At 37.7% G+C, this 22,385-nt stretch carries 19 protein-coding genes; 10 read left to right on the top strand and 9 right to left on the bottom strand.

Annotated features, from left to right (window positions below; genetic code table 11):
* Positions 1–136: 136 nt before the first annotated feature.
* Positions 137–610: a DUF2147 domain-containing protein gene (locus tag IRT38_RS12850; RefSeq protein WP_004955003.1), complete on the top strand. Its 474-nt coding sequence runs from the start codon at positions 137–139 to the stop codon at positions 608–610.
* Between the two features lie 59 nt (positions 611–669).
* Here IRT38_RS12850 and IRT38_RS12845 read toward each other — a convergent pair whose 3' ends face one another.
* Positions 670–927, bottom strand: coding sequence for a hypothetical protein (locus IRT38_RS12845; RefSeq protein WP_194597928.1), 258 nt, complete (start codon positions 925–927; stop codon positions 670–672).
* Positions 928–1,273: 346 nt separating this feature from the next.
* Here IRT38_RS12845 and pepN point away from each other — a divergent pair, with 346 nt between their 5' ends.
* The 5 genes from pepN to IRT38_RS12820 all read left to right on the top strand — a co-directional run bounded on the left by pepN (position 1,274) and on the right by IRT38_RS12820 (position 8,704).
* Positions 1,274–3,880, top strand: a complete 2,607-nt coding sequence (gene pepN, locus IRT38_RS12840) for an aminopeptidase N (protein WP_194597927.1) — start codon at positions 1,274–1,276, stop codon at positions 3,878–3,880.
* 129 nt (positions 3,881–4,009) lie between these two features.
* Positions 4,010–5,389, top strand: coding sequence for an L-serine ammonia-lyase (locus IRT38_RS12835; RefSeq protein WP_194597926.1), 1,380 nt, complete (start codon positions 4,010–4,012; stop codon positions 5,387–5,389).
* 133 nt (positions 5,390–5,522) lie between these two features.
* Positions 5,523–6,209 (top strand): dienelactone hydrolase family protein, encoded by a 687-nt coding sequence (locus IRT38_RS12830; protein WP_004912073.1) that lies wholly within the window; start codon positions 5,523–5,525, stop codon positions 6,207–6,209.
* Between the two features lie 69 nt (positions 6,210–6,278).
* Positions 6,279–6,698, top strand: a complete 420-nt coding sequence (locus tag IRT38_RS12825; protein WP_004954991.1) for an RDD family protein — start codon at positions 6,279–6,281, stop codon at positions 6,696–6,698.
* A gap of 173 nt (positions 6,699–6,871) precedes the next feature.
* Positions 6,872–8,704 (top strand): monovalent cation:proton antiporter-2 (CPA2) family protein, encoded by a 1,833-nt coding sequence (locus IRT38_RS12820; protein WP_194597925.1) that lies wholly within the window; start codon positions 6,872–6,874, stop codon positions 8,702–8,704.
* A gap of 42 nt (positions 8,705–8,746) precedes the next feature.
* Here IRT38_RS12820 and IRT38_RS12815 read toward each other — a convergent pair whose 3' ends face one another.
* The 4 genes from IRT38_RS12815 to IRT38_RS12800 form a co-directional block, all read right to left on the bottom strand.
* The gene (locus IRT38_RS12815; protein WP_194597924.1) at positions 8,747–9,925 is read right to left on the bottom strand and encodes a benzoate/H(+) symporter BenE family transporter; all 1,179 of its coding nucleotides are present in this window, start codon (positions 9,923–9,925) and stop codon (positions 8,747–8,749) included.
* Positions 9,926–10,032: 107 nt separating this feature from the next.
* Positions 10,033–10,683: a leucine efflux protein LeuE gene (leuE, locus tag IRT38_RS12810; protein WP_005402397.1), complete on the bottom strand. Its 651-nt coding sequence runs from the start codon at positions 10,681–10,683 to the stop codon at positions 10,033–10,035.
* 72 nt (positions 10,684–10,755) lie between these two features.
* A complete protein-coding gene (gene tal / locus IRT38_RS12805; protein ID WP_194597923.1) occupies positions 10,756–11,745 on the bottom strand; it encodes a transaldolase in 990 nt (329 codons plus the stop codon).
* 104 nt (positions 11,746–11,849) lie between these two features.
* The gene (locus tag IRT38_RS12800) at positions 11,850–12,740 is read right to left on the bottom strand and encodes a LysR family transcriptional regulator (RefSeq protein ID WP_194597922.1); all 891 of its coding nucleotides are present in this window, start codon (positions 12,738–12,740) and stop codon (positions 11,850–11,852) included.
* 88 nt (positions 12,741–12,828) lie between these two features.
* Here IRT38_RS12800 and aceI point away from each other — a divergent pair, with 88 nt between their 5' ends.
* From aceI to IRT38_RS12780, 4 genes are all read left to right on the top strand, one after another.
* On the top strand, positions 12,829–13,257 hold the full coding sequence (aceI, locus tag IRT38_RS12795) for a chlorhexidine efflux PACE transporter AceI (protein WP_194597921.1): 429 nt from the start codon (positions 12,829–12,831) through the stop codon (positions 13,255–13,257).
* Between the two features lie 264 nt (positions 13,258–13,521).
* Positions 13,522–16,983, top strand: a complete 3,462-nt coding sequence (mfd, locus tag IRT38_RS12790) for a transcription-repair coupling factor (RefSeq protein WP_194597920.1) — start codon at positions 13,522–13,524, stop codon at positions 16,981–16,983.
* A gap of 181 nt (positions 16,984–17,164) precedes the next feature.
* Positions 17,165–17,599, top strand: coding sequence for an HIT domain-containing protein (locus tag IRT38_RS12785; protein ID WP_004912054.1), 435 nt, complete (start codon positions 17,165–17,167; stop codon positions 17,597–17,599).
* A gap of 48 nt (positions 17,600–17,647) precedes the next feature.
* Positions 17,648–19,087, top strand: a complete 1,440-nt coding sequence (locus IRT38_RS12780; RefSeq protein WP_004954970.1) for an adenylate/guanylate cyclase domain-containing protein — start codon at positions 17,648–17,650, stop codon at positions 19,085–19,087.
* Positions 19,088–19,176: 89 nt separating this feature from the next.
* On the opposite strand, the gene fdx is transcribed toward IRT38_RS12780, so the two are convergent.
* The 4 genes from fdx to iscA all read right to left on the bottom strand — a co-directional run bounded on the left by fdx (position 19,177) and on the right by iscA (position 22,355).
* Positions 19,177–19,515 (bottom strand): ISC system 2Fe-2S type ferredoxin, encoded by a 339-nt coding sequence (gene fdx, locus IRT38_RS12775; RefSeq protein ID WP_004912046.1) that lies wholly within the window; start codon positions 19,513–19,515, stop codon positions 19,177–19,179.
* Positions 19,516–19,532: 17 nt separating this feature from the next.
* Positions 19,533–21,392, bottom strand: a complete 1,860-nt coding sequence (gene hscA / locus IRT38_RS12770; protein ID WP_194597919.1) for a Fe-S protein assembly chaperone HscA — start codon at positions 21,390–21,392, stop codon at positions 19,533–19,535.
* Between the two features lie 38 nt (positions 21,393–21,430).
* Positions 21,431–21,949 carry a Fe-S protein assembly co-chaperone HscB gene (gene hscB, locus IRT38_RS12765; RefSeq protein WP_194597918.1) on the bottom strand — a complete coding sequence of 173 codons (519 nt, stop codon included), beginning with the start codon at positions 21,947–21,949 and terminating at the stop codon, positions 21,431–21,433.
* A gap of 85 nt (positions 21,950–22,034) precedes the next feature.
* A complete protein-coding gene (iscA, locus tag IRT38_RS12760) occupies positions 22,035–22,355 on the bottom strand; it encodes an iron-sulfur cluster assembly protein IscA (protein ID WP_004912036.1) in 321 nt (106 codons plus the stop codon).
* Positions 22,356–22,385: the final 30 nt, after the last annotated feature.

The following is a 22,385-nucleotide window of genomic DNA, read 5'->3' as shown; positions in this document are numbered from 1 at the left end:
CAATAACGATTAATCATGTTGCTTTTATAGTCAAAAGAACTCATGCGTACAGTGTAAATTGTTTAAAACTATGTTAGTTTTCGCGCATTAAATCTATAAAGATGAATAATTTAGTTTTTAAAATGACGGGGTTAATATGTTGAATCAAATGCTCATGAAAGGAATCATGGGGCTTAGTTTATCGTTTGTGAGTGCGTTAGGTTTTTCTGCGTCTATCGAAGGTTACTGGAAAAGTATAGAAGAGCGTACAGGTGAGCAGCTTTCAATTGTTGAGATCCGTAAAGGAAATGATGGGCGTTATCACGGGAAAATTGTCTATCGTTATCCAAATTCACATGGTATTGCCTTAACAAACTGTTCAAAATGTCCTGCACCTTTTACCAATAAGCCGATATTGGGACTGCAAATTCTTTCAGGATTTAGAGAAGATCCAAATAAACCTGACTCATATATTGATGGTCGTGTGTTGGAACCGACTTCGGGTCGCATCTACAAAGGCAAGGGTGTTGTGACTGGCGAAGGAAAGCGTCTTCGTATGCGTGGTTATATGGGTGTTTCTGCTCTCGGGCGAACGGTTGTTTGGCTAAGAACGGATAGTGCTAATCCATAACTTCTAAATGAATAAAAAAACCTCGATTAATTCGAGGTTTTTTGTTGGGTTGAATTTGATTAAACAGGGCATGGTAAATTTTCGTCCTCCTGACAGATTTTTTTAGCAGTGAGTAAGGCTTGTACCTTTTTGGTTGGGACTTTTTCTTTACCTAAGGCATCGTAAGTATTCACAATATTTGTTACTTCAATTGGTGTAATACAAATGCCTTCTGCTGATAAAAAGACTGAAATAACTTGATGATCAATTCCAGCCGTTGCGAGATCGTGAATTGCTTTAATGTTTTCTAAACGATGTAGATGCGCTTTTAATTCCATAATAAAACCCTCACTTGTTATTTTTACATACCTACTTTGGCATATATGATTAAGCAATAACCGTGCACAAAATGTTAAACACAGCAAAAAAATGTAAGTTAGTCGATGAGTGACATTTGCTTTTGTATTTTTGATTTAAGAATGGAAAACAGTGTTGTAATTTTGTCTAAACGATAAGTTGATTCAACGTTTAAATTTGAAATTCGTTTATACAAACCCAATAAAACTAATCAAAGTGATACTGTGGTTCTAAAGACAGGATTTATAAGTTGGCGTATGATTTGCAAATCAAGAAGTCTTGCCAACAAGACCATCTAACGACATGATGAAAGATTAAGGATTACTGATGAATATTGCGGCGCAACCTCCTGTACAAGCAGATCAAACCATTTATTTGAAAGACTATCAAAAACCATCTTTTTTAGTTGAATCAATCAACTTAGATATACAAGTCTATGATGATCATACGATTGTTGATTCAACATTAGTGATGAAGAGACAAGCGACAGGTGCTTTAATCTTATTAGGACGTGATTTAGAACTTAAATCTATTCAACTCAACGGTGAATTATTAACTGCCGATCAATATGAGTTAGATACAGAGCAATTAAAGATCACCGATGCACCAGATGAGGTCATTATTCAAACTCAGGTGATCATTCACCCAGAGTCTAATACCCAACTGGAAGGTTTATATAAGGCGGGTGATTTATTTGTTACCCAAAATGAACCTGAAGGTTTCCGCAAAATTACCTTTTATCCAGATCGCCCTGATGTATTGTCTGTCTTCACAACGCGTGTAGAAGCAGACAAAAAATATCCTGTTTTATTGGCAAACGGTAACCTACTGGAAACGGGTGAGGCAGGTGAAGATCGTCATTTTGCAATTTGGCAAGATCCAACCAAGAAACCAAGTTACTTATTCGCCTGTGTGATTGGTGATTTAGCGGTATTGAGAGATCGTTATACAACTTCTGAAGGTCGTGATGTTGCCTTAGAAATTTACGCGATCGAGAAAGATATTCCAAAATGTCATATTGCGATAGAAGCATTAAAGCATTCGATGCGTTGGGATGAGGAACATTATGGTCGTCCTTATGATCTCGACAACTATATGATTGTGGCTGTCAGCCAATTCAACATGGGTGCGATGGAGAATAAAGGCTTAAATATCTTTAATACCTCTTGTGTACTCGCTGATGAAGAATTTACGACTGATGCAGCAATCATGCGTGTTCAATCGGTGATTGCACATGAATATTTCCATAACTGGACTGGTAACCGTATTACTTGTCGTGATTGGTTCCAGCTTTGTTTAAAAGAAGGCTTAACTGTATTCCGAGATCAGTCTTTCTCTGAGGATTTACAGTCGGCAGCAGTACAGCGTATCGATGATGTTGCCGTATTAAAAGCACATCAATTCCCTGAAGATGCAGGTCCTTTATCTCATCCTCCTCGTCCAGATCATTTTGTGGAAATCAATAATTTCTACACAGCGACAGTTTATGAAAAAGGTGCGGAAATTAACCGCATGATGGCAACACTTTTAGGTAAAGAAAAATACCGTAAAGGCACAGATGAATATTTCCTTCGTCATGATGGTCAAGCGGTTACTGTTGAAGATTGGGTTGCTGCACTCAGTGCAGGCTCAGGTGTGGATTTATCAAATTTCCTTACGTGGTATAACCAACCTGGTACACCTAAGCTAGAAGCAAAAGGTGAATACGATGCGGCTGCAAAGACCTATCGTTTAAGCTTGAAACAAAGTCTAAAAGCACATCCTAAATATCCAAACTTGAAAGCTGTGCCAATCCCAGTTGCTTTAGCATTGTTCAATGCAAAAACAGGTGAACAGTACACTTTGCACAGTGCTGATCTATTTGTAAATGATGTGAAAGATGGCGTTTACTTATTTGATCAAGATGAAGCCACTATTGAATTTACAGATGTGACCGAACAACCAGTCGCTTCATTACTACGCAATTTCTCTGCACCAGTGAATTTAAGCTTTGATTATTCAAATGATGATCTAGCTTTCTTGATTCAACATGAAACCAATGGTTTTAACCAATGGCAAGCGACACAAACGTTGCTAGAACGTATTTTATTAGAAGATCATCAAGCAGATACCTACATCCAAGCAATTAAAAATACTTTGCCTGATTTGGTTAATAAAGATCCTTTACTTGCATCACGTTTGTTTGATGTTCCAAGTGAAAGTTACTTAGGTAGCCGTATCGATCAAGATTATGAACCAGGATTAGTACGTGAAAAACGTGAAGCAGTTATAAATCGTTTGGCACGTGAACTTGGCTCGTTCTGGAAGGAAACCTATTTAGCGCTTGATCCTGACTTGCAGAAAGAATTTTCTTTGGCAATGGGTGTGCGTGCATTGAAAAACATCATGTTAAATATGTTGGCGCGTCAAGGTGATGAATCTGCTTTCGATTTGGCTTATCAGCAGTATCAGCAAACAGGAAATATGACTGAGCGTTTAGGTGCTTTGCGGGTTCTTGTTTGGAATGATGCACCTCAAGCCCAGTCGGTATTGGATGATTTCTATAATCGTTTTAAAGATGAAGCTTTATCTTTAGATCAATGGTTTACGATTCAGTCATCTAACCCTAATGCGACAGCTGAAACCATTGAATACCTCACTAAGCATCCTGATTATGATCTAGGTACACCGAATCGTATTCGCTCTGTGAGTGGTGGATTATCTAATAGTCCCGTGAATACATGGAGTTTTGGCGTTGAACATTTCATTAATCTTGCGACTTATCTAGATGAGAAAAATCCAATTTTAGGTTCTCGTTTATTACAAGTGTTGTCACGTTGGTACACCTTAGCCGAACCTCAGCGTTCTCAGGTACAGCAAGCACTTAAAGCGATGCAGCCGAAAGTTAAATCTAAGAATGTTTCTGAAACACTAAATTCTTTACTCAGTATTTAATCTAAAGTAAGTTTTACCTTTAACCACAATCGTTTACGGTTGTGGTTATTGTTTTTATCATTTATAGAATTTCCCTCAATTAAAAAATTATAAAAAATAGAAATGGGAGCATTATAGGAATAATCACACATGGCTTTGAGTGTATTTGATCTTTTTAAAATCGGTGTAGGTCCTTCAAGTTCACATACTGTCGCACCGATGCGAGCAGCATATCGTTTTGTCGACGTATTGCAACAACGCCGTGATTTAGAAAAGGTCAAACAGATTAAAATTTACTTATACGGTTCATTATCTTCAACAGGAATTGGTCATGCTACAGACAAAGCAACTTTACTGGGGCTAATGGGTAATGATCCTGAAACAATCAATATTTTAGAAAGTCATTTAACTCTAGAACACGATTTAAACTCTAAAATTTTAAAAATTGCAGGGACTCACTCCATTCCATTTGATGCGAATCAAGATATCCTCTTTATAGATGAAGCTTTGCCTTATCACCCGAATGCAATGAAAATTATTGCATTTGATCAGCAAAACAATGAAGTCTATGCCAATACTTATTATTCGATAGGGGGCGGTTTTATCTTAGATGAGAGTCATATAGACCAAGGAAGTTTTATTGAAGATAAAACTCGGATTCCTTATCCATTTCAAAGCGCAAAGGAACTTTTAGCACTTTGCAAAAAGTATCAGTGCAGCATTAGTTATTTGATGCTAGAAAATGAAAAAAGCTGGCGAACTGAAACTGAGATACGTGAAAAAATCATGGCAATTTGGCATGTGATGCAATCTTGTATTCAAAGTGGTTTACAGCATGATGGCATTTTGGCAGGTGGATTAAATGTAAAACGTCGCGCGAAAAGTATTCACCAACGTTTATTAAGAAAAGAACATAGCAATCTGATCGCGACCACTTTTAATGCAATGGAATGGGTGAATTTATTTGCACTTGCAGTAAATGAGGAAAATGCAGCAGGTGGTCGAGTCGTGACTGCACCGACCAATGGTGCGGCTGGCATTATCCCCGCAGTTTTATCTTATTACGTGAATTTTTCCGAAGATGAATCTGAGGATACGATTATAAAATTCTTTTTAAGTGCCGCAGCCGTTGGGATTTTATGTAAATTGAATGCTTCTATTTCTGGTGCTGAGGTTGGCTGTCAGGGTGAGGTCGGTTCAGCATGTGCAATGGCCTCTGCGGGTTTAGCTGAAATTCTAAATGGAACACCTGAACAAGTTGAACATGCTGCCGAAATTGGATTGGAACATAATCTAGGACTAACTTGTGATCCTGTGGGTGGCTTAGTACAAATTCCATGTATTGAGCGCAATGCTATTGCTGCTGTAAAAGCCATTAACGCAGCACAGATGGCGCTCAATGGTGATGGTGAACATTATGTTTCTTTGGATAAAGTCATTCAAACCATGAAAGAGACAGGCAAAGACATGTCCGATAAATATAAAGAAACCTCGAAAGGTGGTTTAGCTGTAAATTCGATAGAGTGTTAAGCATCATTTAAATGATTGAAAAACAGAAATTGGAAATCTCATAGAAAGGATGTTTATAGCATCCTTTTTATTTGACAATTAATATTGTCATAAATAGTATGTGATTAATTTTAATACAAGATGGATCATTAAGATGGAAATAAAAACAATCACATTACCCACACGTGACATAGAAGTAGAAGTTTATGCACCTGCTGAAAAATCAGAAAAAGTACCTGCTATTTTATTGCTACATGAGTTGTTTGGCGTACTTGATGTCTATCGTGAAGATGCTCAAGATTTAGCAGACCGTGGCTATTTGGTTTATGTACCCAATTTATTTAGTGGAGGTGCAGTTAAATACTGTATTCGTGCAATGGTTAGTAAGGCTGGGAGGATCAATGCCGCTGATAGTGATGTTAATCAAGAGATTCATGTATTACTTGATGCATTAAAGGCTGACCCACGCTCAAATGGTCGACTTGGTATGCTTGGTCAATGCTTAACAGGTGGTTACGTTATCCAAATGGCAAAACGTGAGGATATGCTTGCACCTGTGGTTTATCATCATTCTTTGGGTATTCAGGGTGCAGGTGTACCGAAAAAAGAATCCTTGGATGATATCCGAATTCTACAAGGTCATTGGTCAACTGTAGACCCATTTTGCCCAGCAACGAAACGTAATAAACTCATCAATCAGTTAGGTGATCGTGTAGAGGCTTATACTTATAATATGCCACATGGTTTCCGCAGTGTGAGTCGAGGTTTACCCGAGGCGAAAGTCGTTTGGCAGCGAACCTTAGATTTTTTTGAAAGAGAACTAAAACAAAATTCAATATAAATAAAATCAAGAGAAGTTTATTATTCTTCAATGTTTATGAATATTTACAAAGAAAAAGGAGAGGGGTAAATGTCTTATAAATACGAATATGCTGGTTTTTGGATTCGTTTAGTTGCTTCCATTATTGACTCAATCATTGTCGTTGTTGCGTTGTTACCAATTACGCTTTTATTTGGTAGAGAAGCAACGAGCTATTCATTTCAAATGACTACAGCATCAGATTGGTTTTGGCAAATTTTGATGGCAGTGTTCTATATTTTTTGTTGGGTTAAATTTGCAGGTACACCGGGTAAACGTCTATTACGCTTAAAGGTTTTAGATGAAAAAACTGGAAATCATGTCACTGTTGGTCAGGGGATTATCCGTTATATCGGCTACATACCTGCGACGCTTGTTTTGTTTATTGGACTTATTTGGGTTGCATTTGATTCAAAAAAGCAAGGTTGGCATGATAAAATGGCAAAAACAGTTGTTGTGAGAGAGCTGTAAAAATAAGGTTAACTGTTGCCAATATTATCTTCGTAAAAATCGCCGTATATGGCGATTTTTTTATATTTAAGTATCAAATTTCAAAACATTAGGAAAGATCATCCCACCAATGTTGTATAAGTCTCGAATAGATTCACATAGAATAATCAAGAATTGATAAAAATGAGAACGATATGAGTTCAGAGGCACATTCGATGAGTTTAATTGCACCAGTAGTTTTACTGGCAGCAGCCGTAATCGCGGTACCAATCTTTAAACGTATAGGATTAGGTTCGGTCTTAGGATATTTGATTGCTGGCTTGGTAATTGGTCCATTTGGGTTTGCCTTTTTTCATGATTCTGCCGCAATTCTGCATGTAGCCGAACTTGGAATCGTCATGTATTTATTTGTGATCGGTTTAGAAATGCAACCATCACATCTATGGAGTTTAAGACGGGAAATCTTTGGATTAGGCACCTTACAAATAATCGTCTGTGCTTTGGCGTTAACAGGTGTTGGGCTGTTATTTGGATTCACATGGCAAGTTGCTTTTATTGGTGCAGCCGGGTTTGTATTGACTTCAACAGCCATCGTAATGCAACTGCTTGGTGATCGTGGAGACATTACTCAACCTCATGGGCAAAAAATTGTCTCAATTTTATTGTTTGAAGATTTGCTGATCGTACCTTTACTTGCCATTGTAGCCTTCATGGCGCCGAACCACGTCGTGGAAAGTACCTCAACTCGTTTAGAAAGTATTGGTCTTGGATTAATTGCAATTGCAGGTTTGATTGCAGCGGGATATTGGTTACTGAATCCATTGTTTAGATTATTAGCGGCAGCTAAGGCTAGAGAAGTGATGACGGCTGCTGCATTACTCGTTGTGTTAGGTGCAGCACTGTTAATGCAAGTTAGTGGTTTATCGATGGCAATGGGAGCTTTTCTCGCAGGGGTCTTATTATCTGAATCCACATTTAGACATCAAATTGAAGCAGATATCGAACCATTTAGAGGAATTTTACTTGGGCTGTTTTTCTTAGGTGTAGGGATGTCTCTAGACTTATCCGTAGTGAAACAGAATTGGCAATTGATCGTCAGTGGTGTGATTGCAATGATGTTTGCAAAGGCATTGATGATTTATATTGTTGCTCGCATAACTAAAAGTTCGCACACCGAAGCTTTAGATCGGGCTTTACTCATGGCTCAAGGTGGCGAGTTTGCATTTGTGTTATTCGCAGCCGCAGTGAGTGCGCAAGTCATCGATAATACTGTTAAATCAAATCTTACTGCTATCGTCGTTTTATCTATGGTGCTAACGCCAATTCTTGGGATTATTTTTAAACGCTACACCGTATCGAAACAAAAGCGATCTCTTGAAAATGTAAGTATTGCTGATGGATTAACAGGAAGTGTTTTGATGATTGGATTCGGTCGATTCGGTCAGGTTACCAGTCAATTGTTATTAGCCAGAGGTGTTGATGTCACGATTATCGATACTGATATTGACATGATTCAAAATGCAGAAAAGTTTGGCTTCAAAATCTATTATGGTGATGGATCACGACTCGATATTTTACATGCATCTGGTGCCGCAACAGCGCAAGCGGTTGTGGTCTGTGTAGATAGTAAAGAAACCACCAACAAAATTGTAGAACTGGTGAAGCACCAGTTTCCTCTTGCTAAGCTTTTAGTCCGTTCTTATGACCGAGAGCATTCATTACATTTGGTGAAACATAATGTTGATTATATGATTCGTGAAACTTTTGAATCTGCAATCAAATTTGGTGGCGTTATTTTGCAGCAGTTGGGCGTTGAACAGGAAGAAGTAAAACGCATTACGCATGAAATACGTGAGCGTGATGAAGAGCGTTTTGAAACTGAAATCGCGGCAGATGATGTGTATGCAGGCGTAGGATTGCAATATTCACATCGCCATCCGAGACCAACAGCTCCATTGATTCAACCTAAAAAAGCTGCTCGATTTTTAAATGACGAAGAGGCTTTAAAGGATTTAGATGAAAAGTAAGTTTTCATTATTTTATTAGCTAGAAATAAAGCCTTAGTCATTCTAAGGCTTATTTTTTAACTTAAATTTGAACAAAATTAAAATGAAAATACCTAAAATTAATCCCCAAAATGCTGAACCTATACCCCAAAATTGAATACCTGAAGCACTGCACAAAAAAGTTAATAAAGCAGCTTCACGTTCTTCTACATTTGAGAATGCAACTGCAATATTATGGCTAATTGTTGCAAACAGTGCGATACCTGCGAGTGCGACAATAAAGATCTGCGGAAATGATATCAGCAAACTGACGAGAGTTGCAGCAAAAAGTCCCATTAAAATATAAAAAATACCGCAACTGATCCCTGCAATATAACGTTTACTCGGATCAGGATGAACTTGGTCATCTAAACTTACAGCAGCGCTGATCGCAGCAAGATTTACTGAAAAGCAGCCAAATGGTGCAAAAATTGTATGGGCAACACCTGTCCAACCTACAAGTTGATTGACATGAGGGTGATAACCATAACTTTTAATCATTGCAATCCCAGGCAAGTTTTGTGAAGTCATATTAATCACAAACAAGGGTAATGCTAAACCAAGAATTGCGGACCAAGAAAATGACGGCTGCATCCAAATCGGTTGAGTGAGTGACCAAGAAATTGCTTGAATTTTAAAATCAATAAACAGTGGGCAAATTGCTGCACCTAAGATTACGGTAAGTACGATGCTATATCGAGGAAATAAGCGTTTTGAAACCAGATAAGTAATGAGCATGCTAAGAATGAAACCAAAGTGAGTTTCTAAGCTACTAAATATCTGAATTCCAAATTTTAATAAAATTCCTGCCAACATGGCACAAGTTAGACTTTGAGGAATATGTGCTAATAACTTTTGGAAAATACCTGAAAATCCAACTAGTGCGATTGCAATACCGCAGACAAGGAAAGCACCAATTGCCTCATATAAATCGTAATGTCCTGTAGAGGCAATAATCAATGCAATGCCGGGTGTAGACCATGCAGTAGCAACGGGATATTTATACTTCCAAGAGAGGATTAATCCAGATAAACCAATTGCAAGCCCAAGTGCCCAGAACCAAGAGCTAATTTGTGCTGTATTTGCACCTAGAGATTGAGCGCCTTGAATAACTAATATTGCAGATACACTGATACCAATCAGAAAGGTAATAAAACCCGCAAAAATGGCTGGGATAGAAAAATCTTGGATTACACGTTGCATCTATGCATCTTTAATTGATTAAAATTTATTGAAAAGTATAGCGTTAATATTCTCTAAATCGTAGCTAAAAGATGATTGAATAAATTGATTAGTTATTCAAATATGTATTAAGAAATAGTAGAAGTAGCCAAACGCAAACCGAAACCAAAGAATAAAATGCCGACAATAAATATCCCGCTTGCCGCTAGTTTATAATTATCTTTAAAAAAGCCTGCCAATTTTACACCTGAAAAAATGAGTGCTGTTAAATAACTAAAACTAATGATTTGCAAAATGATCGCTAAGATCAAAAAACTTAATGCAGGATATGCATAATTGGGTTCTACAAATTGCACGAAAAATGATAAGAAAAAAAGGATGGCTTTAGGATTTAGGAGGCTAATGCTCAATGCAGTACGATAGGGATGTACCTTATCAAGTTGAGGTAAATCAGCCAGTTCAGCATTGATTGGTGGTTTTTTCCAAGTTTGATAAGCACCTTGTAGTAATTTAAAACCTAAGTATGCGAGATAACATGCACCTGTTAATTTTAAAATAATAAATAGGATTGGAAATGCTTTAAGTAAAGATGCTGCACCAAGTACCGTGCAAAGAATTAATACGAAATCACCTGTAAAAACGCCGCATGCGGCTAAATAGCCAGTTCGAATACCATAGCGAGAAGCAACGGACATTACGTATAGAGAGTTCGGACCAGGTAATAACACAATTAAGATTGTACCAATAATATAAGTGGTTAAATCTGTTATACCAAACACAATGAACTCATAAAAAAACTGACTTTCGTTAATATAACAAAAATCAGTTTTTATAGGTGAAAAATCGACTAATTAGGCTTTGATTTCAGCATCAATACCAAAAGACTGGCGTAGCAGTAAACTTAACTGATCACGTGCTTTGATAAAGCCATCAATACCACCTTGTAGTAATTGAAACGCCATCAAATCTTGCTCTAATTCAGTCTTAAAGCTTTCTTTGGATTGTGTATTACGTTCGATTTTCTCAGCTAGTTTTGCTGTTGCTTCGCTTAATTGTGGTTCAACAATTTGCTGGTCTTGCTCTAGTTGAGCCAAAAGATTTGGAGCAATCGTTAGTAAATCACAACCTGCTAAACCAAGTACTTGTGCTGTACTGCGGAAACTTGCACCCATCACTTGAGTTGGAATGCCGTGTTGCTTGTAGTAGTTATAAATCTTTTTCACTGATAATACCCCAGGATCTTTTTCAATCGGGTATTGGTCTACACCTTCAGCTTTTTTATACCAGTCTAGGATACGACCAACAAACGGAGAGATCAGCGTAATTTTCGCATCTGCGCATGCCTGAGCTTGATGCAAACCAAACAGTAAGGTGAGATTACATGGAATACCTTCAGCTTCTAAAACTTTTGCAGCTTGAATACCTTCCCATGTCGATGCAATCTTGATCAAGATACGTGATTGATCAATACCATATCCTTTATACAGTTGTGAAAGTTCACGCGCCTTAGCAATCGTTGCTTCAGTATCATAAGAAAGAGATGCATCCACTTCAGTTGAAACACGACCATCAATCAATTTTAAAATTTCAACACCAAATTTGACGGTCAAAATATCAATCGTACGCTCAATTAATGCATCACTTTGATAGCCTTCTTCTTTTGCTTGATAATAAGCATCTTCGATTAGTTCTTTGCTTTCAGGCTGTTCTGCTGCAGCAGTAATCAATGATGGATTTGTTGTTGCATCAAGAGGACGGAATTTTTCAATTGCTTCTAAATCACTACTATCAGCTACAACGGTTGTTAGATTCTTTAATTGGACTAATGCATTTTGAGTCATTGATATAACGTTCTTAATAAACAAAATTATAGGTAACTTCTTTATAGCACAAACTAAAAGAAAGCAAAGCACCGTTCACTGGATTTAAATACCGAATTACTATTTTATATTTGATCTTTACGTTGTTTACGTATGTGCTCAATTAAAAATTGGGCAGCGGCGCCTAAATTACTTTCTCTGCTCCATACCAAATCAACATAATATTCGAATTTAGGTGTGAAGTCGTAGATCTCTAAAACCTTTAATTTTTTCTTCAGTTCTGGGTTCTCATTGAACATTTCCAATGGCAATACACCCCAACCCAGATTTCTCACAATCATCATACATGCTGAATGATGGTTATCAGTACGCCAGTACTCTTTAGAAAATAGGAGTTCTGGCTTGATGGTATTGTCCCGACTTGCGACAACAATTTGGCGTGTTTGCACCATTTGCTCAAATGAAACTTTATTCAACTGTGCGATGGGATGATTTATTGAGATGACAGGTATTAAAGCTTCTCTTTTTAACTCAACAAATTGTTCGCGGCTATCCAATTGTTCACGTTCAAACATTAAAGCCAGCTGAGCAGATTGATCGAGCAACATTTGTAAAGCGTCTTCCTGAGGAGCAGAGACGATATTGATTGCTAAACTCGGAAAGTTTTGTTCGAGCAATGTGATGTAATCTGTCCAATTGGTGTGCAATAGTTCTGACACCACGACAATATTTAATGTGGATTCCAGACCGTTACTCAACGCGTGAGCATGCTGTTTCCATTGATTCATTTCAATCAAAAGCAATTGAGTTTTTTCATACAGCACTTTTGCCGCATCAGTAGGAGTAGGTTCACGTCCGATACGGTCAAATAAATTGAGGTTTAAATCAATTTCTAAGTTTGCAATCGACATGCTTACCGCAGAAGGGACTTTACCTAACTTTCGTGCTGCTGCTGAAAATGAACCTGTTTCCATGACGGTTTGGAACATGAGTAGTTGTTCTTGATTTATATTCATCTGTCAATAAAACTGAAAGAATCTGATTGGATTGATCAAAATTATAAAAATAAAATGAGCCATATCCAAACAAAAGAGTGTTTTAAAAATGTTGATTTCCAAAAGAAGGCTCATTCATGCGATCAGTTATGAAGTGATTTTATTGGTCATCATCGCTATCACGTTAAGTTTTATTTTTAGTATGCCACTTGAAGTCACAGGTGTTTTAGGTGTGATCATGGCTGTTATTTCAGTGATCTGGAATATGATATTTAATCACTATTTCGAGCAAATTGAGTTTAAATATCAGTGGGAAAGAACGATACCTGTTCGTATTATGCATGCTATTGGGTTTGAGGGCGGTTTGATGCTCGCAACTATTCCAATTATTGCTTATATGATGAATATGTCATTTATCGAAGCATTGATTCTAGATTTTGGTTTGACCATGTGTATTCTGGTTTATACATTCATTTTCCAATGGTGCTATGACACGATTGAAAACCGTTTCTTTCCAAATGCAAAATTTGCATCTTAAAAGTAAATGAGTTTATAAAAAGCACTTTTCTGAGTGAGTTGAAGAGTGCTTTTTTTATGCAAAGAGATTCAATTTAGTGAGCATAAAGCTTGGATTATAAATTTAGATTTTAAAATTGAACTATCAAAATGCGATCTTTTTATTAATCTTCAAAAATAGCCTAAGTAAAATTCAATGATAATTATCAAATATAGAATTTCTTATTTATCTAAAAACATCATGCTAAACTAAGCCACTTGTCCTTTAAATTGCACGATTTTCTCTATGTTTCAACAAGAAATCTCTCAATTAAACTTACAACAATTCAAAGCTGGCGAAAAACGCTGGATTGGTTCGCTACTTGGGTCATCTGCTGCACTACTATTCAAAGAAATTGCCACTCAGAATTCTAATTTATATGTAATTGTTGCACGAAATAATCAACATCTTGCACAGCTTGAAAGTGAGCTTGAATTTTATGGCATAAAACCAACAATCTTTCCTGACTGGGAAATATTGCCATATGATCGCTTATCTCCGCACCAAGATATCGTCTCCGAGCGTTTGGCTATTTTATCTAATATGCCACAAAAGGGGATTTTATTAATTTCTGCTAGTACTTTGGCTCAACGTGTTGCACCTTACTCATGGGTTGTTGGTGAGCATTTTGATATTAAAGTTGGTCAAAAACTTGATTTAGAAGCACAGAAAAAACAATTAGTCCAAGCAGGTTATCGCTTAGTTGATACTGTTTATGATCATGGTGAGTTTGCAGTTCGTGGCAGCATTATGGACATATATGCATCAGGACAAGATCAACCTATTCGTATCGACTTATTTGATGATGAAATTGAAAGCCTGAAGTTCTTCGATCCTGAAACGCAAAGAACAACTGAATCATTAAAAAATTTTACTGTATTACCTGCTAAAGAGTTTCCTCTCAAAGAAGGTAGATCAACATTCCGAGATCGCTATGCGGAAAGTTTCCCTACCGCAAATCCCAAGAAAAATCCTATCTATCAAGATGTACTCGAAGGTATAGCAACACCAGGGTTAGAGTTTTATTTTCCTTTATTTTTTGATAAAAAGTTAATGGAAGCGCAAAGTATGTTAATGACATACTTACCAAAGAATTGCGTTGTCATTACAAATAGTGAAGTTGAAGATGAATTAATTAGTTTTTGGAAGGAAGTTGTTCATCGTTACGAAGATCGTCGTCACAATATTGATCAACCGATCCTTCCTCCTGAAGATCTATTTTTAATGCCTAATCATGTTTTACAGGCATTAAATCAATTTCCAAGAATTCTTGCTTCGGCAGATACTTTCGACGAGAAAGCTGGTGTTCTAAATTTATCAGCAGAGCAACCTCCAAAACTCGCTGTAGATCCTAAAAAAGAGCAGCCTTTTCAAGCTGTTAAAAATTATATCGATCAAATTAAATTTCCTGTGCTTTTAGTCGCTGAAAGTGCAGGACGACGCGAAACTTTAAAAGATGCGCTGCGCTCAGTTTTAGGAGAAATTCAAACAGTCGATAGCTTTGCTCAATTCCAAAAAGATAAGCTAAAAGTTGCGATTACCAGTGCTCCTTTAGACCGTGGTTTACTTCTCACAGATCAATTATCAGTTATATCTGAAAATCAACTTTACGAACACAGAGTTGTTCAACGTAGACGAAAACGTCAGCAAGAAGTTTCCGAAGAGTTTTTAATTCGGAGTTTAACCGAACTGAGTATAGGTGCGCCTGTCGTACATATTGATCATGGTGTTGGACGTTATGCTGGATTAGTCACCTTAGAGATTGATCAGCAAGATCATGAGTTTTTACAACTTGATTATGCTGATGGGGCTAAGGTCTATGTTCCTGTCACCAATTTACATTTGATCAGTCGCTATAGTGGTGGAGATCCTGATCTTGCGCCTTTGCACAAATTAGGTACAGATACATGGAGTAAAGCTAAGCGCAAAGCTTTAGAGCAAATTCACGATGTAGCGGCTGAGTTATTGCATATACAAGCTCGTCGACAATCAAAACCAGGATTTGCGTTTGAGCTAGATCACACGGCATATATGCAATTCGCAAGTGGCTTCGCTTATGAGGAGACACTAGACCAAGCCAATGCGATTGAATCAACTCTTCATGATATGCAACTTGCGAAACCTATGGATCGTTTGGTTTGTGGTGATGTTGGTTTTGGAAAAACTGAAGTTGCGATGCGAGCAGCCTTTGTAGCAGTACAAAACAATAAACAAGTCGCAGTTTTGGTGCCGACGACTTTACTTGCACAACAGCATTATGAGTCGTTCAAAGATCGCTTTGCGGATACAGCAGTTCGTATCGAGGTTTTATCACGTTTCGGAAGCAACAAAACGCATCTAAAAATCATTGAAGATTTGGCTGATGGCAAAGTTGATATCGTGGTCGGAACCCATAAAATTCTGCAAGAAAATGTACAGTTTAAAAATTTAGGTTTAATGATCGTCGATGAAGAACATCGTTTTGGTGTGCGCGATAAAGAGCGTATCAAAGCACTTCGTGCCGATGTGGATATGCTTACGCTGACAGCAACTCCAATTCCTCGTACCTTAAATATGGCATTCTCTGGAATGCGTGATTTATCTATTATTGCGACGCCACCAGCACGCCGTTTAGCCGTAAAAACTTTTGTTCAAGAGCATACGGATGACTCTGTGAAAGAGGCAATTCTGCGTGAATTATTGCGTGGTGGACAAGTCTACTTCTTACATAATGAAGTCGATACAATCGAACGAGCTGCAGAAAGTATTCGAACCTTGGTTCCAGAAGCTCGTGTAGCAGTTGCTCATGGACAAATGCGTGAGCGTGAACTTGAACAAGTCATGCAGCAGTTCTACCACAAAGAATACAACGTACTGGTTTGCTCTACGATTATAGAAACGGGTATTGATGTACCGAATGCCAATACAATCATTATAGAACGTGCCGATAAACTAGGTTTGGCCCAGTTGCATCAACTTCGCGGTCGTGTTGGGCGTTCACATCACCAAGCCTATGCTTATTTGCTCGTACCATCACTTAAACATTTGAAAGGTGACGCTGAAAAACGTTTAGATGCAATTCAAAGAGCTTCAACACTTGGTGCTGGTTTTATGCTGGCGACAGAAGATTTAGAGATTCGCGGTGCTGGTGAGCTCTTAGGTGAGCAGCAAAGTGGTTCAATGCAAGCAATTGGCTACAGCTTGTATATGGAGATGCTTGAAAAGGCAACCAAGGCGATTCAAAAAGGTAAAACTCCTAATTTCGATGCTCCGCTTTCACTTACTGCTGAAATTAACTTACATATGCCAGCATTGATTCCAGATGATTATTTGGGCGATGTTCATCAACGCTTATTGTTCTACAAGCGTATTAGTAATACAGACACACAAGAGAAACTGGATAATATCCGAATGGAGTTGATTGACCGTTTTGGTATTCCACCTCAAGCAGTTAAACAGTTGTTCAGCGTTCATCAAGTGCGTCTTAAAGCGGAACAACTTGGAATTACAAAAGTCGATGTGAATACAAACGGTGGGTATATCGAGTTTTCTCCTGATACACCTGTACAAGCAATCAGTATCATTCAGTTGATGCAGAAGAACCCAACTCACTATCGTATGGAAGGTGGTCAGCGATTGAAATTGACAGTTCACTTGTCAGAATACGAAGAGCGTATCCAGTTTATTGTGACCTTGTTAAACAAGTTATTAAGTGAGTTGAATGGCTAATTAGAAAATCAGATTTGAGGGGAGAAGTATCATTCGATACAGAATCATTTTTTGGTCGGATGATGCGTCAATAACTGAGGAAAATCATTGTTATTTGTAATCAAACAGGTTACTAATAATATTCACATCACAACTGATGTGATAGTATTGACCATTATTATTTTGCATCATTTATAAAGATATGTTTAGTTTGCATCCACAACTTGCTCAAGATACATTTTTTGTAGGCGACTTTCCGCTTTCAACATGTCGTTTAATGAATGATATGCAATTTCCTTGGCTAATTCTTATACCACGTGTTCCTGGAATCACTGAGTTATATGAACTCAGTCAAGCCGATCAGGAACAATTTTTACGTGAATCGAGTTGGTTGTCTAGTCAGCTTTCTCGTGTATTCCGTGCTGACAAGATGAATGTAGCGGCACTTGGTAATGTTGTACCACAGCTTCATTTTCATCATGTTGTACGTTATCAAAATGATGTTGCGTGGCCTAAACCAGTTTGGGGTACTCCAGCTGTACCATACAGCAGCGATGTTCTTGCTCATATGCGTCAAACCCTTATGCTTGCATTACGTGGTCAGGGTGATATGCCATTTGATTGGCGCATGGACTGATTTAGTCAAGAGGATTGTAGGTCTTCTTAGATAAGGAAGGAGTAGAGGGTGCCACTAGATAGGTTAATCGATAAAGAACCTAGACAGTTCGCTTATTTCCATCGTTTGATGGGATATTCGATTTTGTCATTAATTTTGGTTATTTATACTTTTACTTCTTCTAGCGCTAATCACCAACTCTATATTCTTCCAATTTTATTAGTTTTCTTTTTACTGTCTCCTAAGCTTGAAAAATGGCTTCAATACAAATTTGATCGTGATACAGAGAAGAACGTTTTATTTGGCATAGAAGCTGTTATCGTTGCCATTGTTTTAGCTGGATTACATTTAAGCCTAGTACCTACATTTACAATCCTATTTGCACTACTTTATGTAGGTTTAAACAATAAAATTACTTTACCAGTAGCATCATTAATTATTTTGATTGGTGTGCTGACCTTTTATTTTTCAACATTTTTTATATTTGGTGCGGAAGAATATTTTGAACCGACGAATCCTGAACTTACAGTGGTGAGTTTACTTGGATTGATGATGTTCATTGTAATTGGTAACTACTATCAACATCGTCGTTTGAATATTTTAGGTCAGCAACGTCAGCATTATCATAATCAGATGACTCGTTATATTGCCTTTGCAAATCAACTAAGTCGTTATGCTCCATTGCAGTTGTGGCAGTCGATTATGCGTGGCGAGGCTGAAGCGAAAATCGAATATAAACGTAAAAAATTAACGATCTTCTTCTCTGATATCCAGGGTTTTACAGAGCTTTCTGAAAGTTTAATTCCAGATGATTTAGCTTTCTTATTAAATGATTATTTGAGTCATATGACGGAAATTGCAAAACAGTATGAAGCAACCGTCGATAAGTTTATGGGTGATGCGATCCTGATTTTCTTTGGTGATCCAAACTCTCAAGGCGTAGAACAAGATGCGAAGTCTTGTGTTGAAATGGCTATCGCAATGCGCCAACAGATGAAATTGCTACGCGAACGCTGGAAAAAAATGGGTTATCCAGCATTACATATTCGCATGGGAATAAGTACGGGATATTGTCACGTTGGAAATTATGGTGCTTCACATCGTATGGCATATACGATTGTAGGTCGTGATGTAAATCTGGCAGCCCGTTTGCAATCAGCTGCTGAAGTTGATGAAATTTTGATTGCAGATGATACACATCAGTTAATTAAAAATGAATTTCTGTGTGTTCCTAAAGTGCCGATCTATTTGAAAGGGATTCAAGGTCCTGTGAAAACATGGCAAGTCATGGAGAAATTCACAGGCAAAAAATCAGATACACAAAAATGGTTTGATTTTGAATATAAGGGTTTTCATTTGGTGCTGAATTTTGAAGAAGTACAAAATTATGAATACCCTGAGCTGGTAGAAATTCTAGAGAAAATGATTCAGAGAATCAAAACACAGCAAAAAATTACCAATGCACAAGGTATTCCACGTTTAAATCTCGATGATGAGGTTAAACAATAGATTATTTTTTCTGCTGTATTGCAAAACTCTACCACATAAAAAACTCCTCATTTATAGAGGAGTTTTTTATGTCACTAATTTTGAAAAATTTAGTGATTTTCTGAAGCATGGTTGATCGTGTATTTAGGAATTTCAATTTCTAAATCTTCATCAACAATTTCAACTTGACACGAAAGGCGAGAGTCTGGCTCCAAACCCCATGCACGGTCAAGTAAATCGGCTTCCACGTCATTCATTTCTTCGAGGCTGTCAAAACCTTTACGGACAATGACGTGACATGTGGTACATGCGCATGACATATCGCATGCATGTTCAATTTTAATGCCTTGCTTCAGTAAGCTTTGGCATAAATTTGCATTTTTTTCCACTTCGAATTCTGCACCTTCAGGACAGAATTGAGCATGAGGGAGAACTTTAATACGTGGCATATTGATCACCTATACCTTTAGTTTGAGTTTGACCAATCTTCGAGTTTTGTACCCTTTAAGGCATGGTCAATATGTCGATTCATACGAAGTGCTGCAAACGCATCGCTGTGAGTTTTAAGTTGTTGAACAGCATTTTCAATTGCTTCTAACTCATTAGTTTTTAAGCGAGCTTTAAGTGCTTCAGCAGCAAGAATTAAATCACGAGCTTGTTGCTGAGAAAGTAAATCTTTATCAGCTTTTAAAGCTTGTTCTAGAGCTTCTAATTCACGTTCTGCTTCAACTTTTGTTTCTTGCAAATGGCGAAGTTGTTTATCTTCTTCAGCATGCTGGAAACCTTCAATTAATAGACGTTCCGTATCTGCAGCTGATAAACCATAAGAAGGTTTGATATCAATTTGTGCTTGAACACCAGAAGTTGTTTCTTTTGCAGATACTGTTAGTAAACCATCAGCATCAACTTGGAATGTAACTTCAATACGCGCTTGACCAGCTGTCATCGGTGGAATGCCATGCAAAACAAAGCGACCTAGTGAACGACAATGTTCAACTAAATCTCGTTCACCTTGTACGACATGAATCAGCATGGCAGTTTGTCCATCTTGATAAGTCGTGAATTCTTGACGGCGAGCTACAGGAATTGCTGTATTGCGCGAAATCAAACGCTCTACCAGACCGCCCATAGTTTCTAAACCTAATGAGAGTGGAGTAACATCAAGCAATAAAGAGCCATCTTGGCTGTTACCGATGAGCTGATTTGCTGTGATTGATGCACCAATTGCAACTACTTCATCTGGATTAATTGTACATAAAGGTTCACGTTTAAATATATCGCGAACTGCTTTTTGTACTGCATAAGAACGAGTAGAACCACCAACTAAAACAACATGTTCAATTTCATCTAATTCAAGTTTTGCATCGCGTAATACGCGTTTACATACACTGATTGTTTTATCGAGTGCGACCTGAATGATTGATTCAAATGTTGGACGATCCAAAACTAGACGATCATCGAATAATTTTAATTCAGCAGATTCATGATCAGTGAGTTGTTCTTTAGCTTGGCGTGCAGCAACGACAAAAACTGCGTACTCTTCATCACTTAGAGTTTCAATGCTAAGCTGTTTTTTTGCCCACTTCACGATTAAGCGGTCGAGGTCATCACCACCTAATGCAGTATGACCACCTGTGGCTAATACTTCAAACACACCATGTGAGAAGCGCAAGATAGATACGTCAAACGTACCACCACCTAGATCATAAATTACATAATTACGATCTGTACTGAGATTGGTATCCTGATCTAAACCATAAGCTACAGCAGCAGCTGTTGGTTCATTGAGTAAGCGCAGTACATTTAAACCAGCTAATTGAGCAGCATCACGAGTCGCTTGACGTTGTGCTTCATCAAAATATGCAGGAACGGTAATAACTGCACCATTAACTGGATTTTTTAAGCTTGCCTCTGCACGTTCTTTTAATTCTTTTAAAATCTCAGCGGAAATCTCAACAGGTGTTTTTCGACCTGCAGCAGTTTCAAATGCTGGCATTTCATTTTCAGCACCAACAAGCACATAAGGATGTTGGAATTTAATATCTGCTTGAGAACGTCCCATGAAACGCTTAACGGAAACAATTGTATTTTTAGGATCAGTCAACATGAACGGCTTAGCTTCATAGCCGAATGTAGTTGTATCCTTTGCATAATGAACGATAGAAGGGAGTAAAACTCGGTCTTTATCGTCTTGTAGAACTTTCGGTTTTCCCGATAGCACTGTCGCCACTAAAGAGTGGGTTGTTCCTAAGTCTATACCGATCGCAATTCGATGTTCGTGTGGCGCAGTAGATTGACCAGGTTCAGCAATTTGCAAAAGTGCCATGCGTGAGGTATCCCTTGAAAATAATTGGTAACGGCAGACTAAAAATCATCATCTAAGTCGAAGCTATCTTCTTCGTCTAACATGCGATCTTCGGCTTTATCAATATCGTTCATTACGCGTTGGAAAAAGCGTAATTTACGTACCGTATCACGAGCTTCAGCCCAATCTTCGTCAGCATAATCAATTTTGAATTCGCGAACTAATCCATCAAGCCATTGTTGAACGTCTACTTTTAATGTACGTAATTGATCTGTTGATCTAGCCTCATCAAGTTGCTCGCGCATCTCAAGTGCTGATTGTAGAAATTCAAAATCACTGATGGATTGATCAAGATGGTGATCTTGCTTTTTTAAGGCAAGTAAATATGCAGCACGACTATCAACTTGTGAAAGTACTTTAAACGCTTGATTGATTTCACTTGACTTAATTAACGCCTGATCTTTGTAAGCAGCTTTATCTGGATGATATTGCTGTTGCAAATTCAAAAACTGTTTTTTTAAAGCTGCCAAATCTATATCGAGTGCTTCGGGTAATTGGAACAACTCAAAATGATTCATGGGAGATGAATTCCGCTATTGATAAATACATTAAAACAGTGCGGAACACACTGTTTTAATGAATAAAAAAGAGAGTGATGTAGTTTTAGACTGTAAATGATTCACCACAGCCACATTCACCTTTTTGATTTGGGTTGTTGAACTCAAAGCCTTCATTGAGACCATTTTTAACATAGTCCATCTCTAAACCTTCGAGATAAACTAAGCTTTTAGGATCCACAAAAACTTTAACACCGAACTGCTCAAATACTTGATCATGTGTGTCAACATCATCAACAAACTCAAGTACATAAGCTAATCCAGAGCAACCCGAAGTTTTCACACCAACACGAATGCCTTCACCCTTACCACGATTCTGTAGGTAATTGCTGATGTGAGTCGCAGCATTTTCAGTTAAATGGATCATGAAAACTCCAATGTGTTACGTCGTTAAACT

Origin of the sequence: Acinetobacter sp. SK-43 (assembly GCF_015351505.1) — a bacterium.
Lineage (GTDB): Bacteria > Pseudomonadota > Gammaproteobacteria > Pseudomonadales > Moraxellaceae > Acinetobacter > Acinetobacter junii.
This window is presented reverse-complemented; position numbering and strand designations above follow the sequence as displayed.

Coding starts and splice junctions, on each gene's coding strand:
- fdx (WP_004912046.1), bottom strand. CDS start 19,515: ATGCCACGTATTAAAGTTCTCCCTCATGCTCAATTCTGTCCTGAAGGT.
- IRT38_RS12835 (WP_194597926.1), top strand. CDS start 4,010: ATGGCTTTGAGTGTATTTGATCTTTTTAAAATCGGTGTAGGTCCTTCA.
- IRT38_RS12785 (WP_004912054.1), top strand. CDS start 17,165: ATGTTTAGTTTGCATCCACAACTTGCTCAAGATACATTTTTTGTAGGC.
- IRT38_RS12825 (WP_004954991.1), top strand. CDS start 6,279: ATGTCTTATAAATACGAATATGCTGGTTTTTGGATTCGTTTAGTTGCT.
- aceI (WP_194597921.1), top strand. CDS start 12,829: ATGTTGATTTCCAAAAGAAGGCTCATTCATGCGATCAGTTATGAAGTG.
- iscA (WP_004912036.1), bottom strand. CDS start 22,355: ATGATCCATTTAACTGAAAATGCTGCGACTCACATCAGCAATTACCTA.
- IRT38_RS12830 (WP_004912073.1), top strand. CDS start 5,523: ATGGAAATAAAAACAATCACATTACCCACACGTGACATAGAAGTAGAA.
- IRT38_RS12800 (WP_194597922.1), bottom strand. CDS start 12,740: ATGAATATAAATCAAGAACAACTACTCATGTTCCAAACCGTCATGGAA.
- IRT38_RS12850 (WP_004955003.1), top strand. CDS start 137: ATGTTGAATCAAATGCTCATGAAAGGAATCATGGGGCTTAGTTTATCG.
- IRT38_RS12815 (WP_194597924.1), bottom strand. CDS start 9,925: ATGCAACGTGTAATCCAAGATTTTTCTATCCCAGCCATTTTTGCGGGT.
- tal (WP_194597923.1), bottom strand. CDS start 11,745: ATGACTCAAAATGCATTAGTCCAATTAAAGAATCTAACAACCGTTGTA.
- hscA (WP_194597919.1), bottom strand. CDS start 21,392: ATGGCACTTTTGCAAATTGCTGAACCTGGTCAATCTACTGCGCCACAC.
- mfd (WP_194597920.1), top strand. CDS start 13,522: ATGTTTCAACAAGAAATCTCTCAATTAAACTTACAACAATTCAAAGCT.
- pepN (WP_194597927.1), top strand. CDS start 1,274: ATGAATATTGCGGCGCAACCTCCTGTACAAGCAGATCAAACCATTTAT.
- IRT38_RS12820 (WP_194597925.1), top strand. CDS start 6,872: ATGAGTTCAGAGGCACATTCGATGAGTTTAATTGCACCAGTAGTTTTA.
- hscB (WP_194597918.1), bottom strand. CDS start 21,949: ATGAATCATTTTGAGTTGTTCCAATTACCCGAAGCACTCGATATAGAT.
- IRT38_RS12845 (WP_194597928.1), bottom strand. CDS start 927: ATGGAATTAAAAGCGCATCTACATCGTTTAGAAAACATTAAAGCAATT.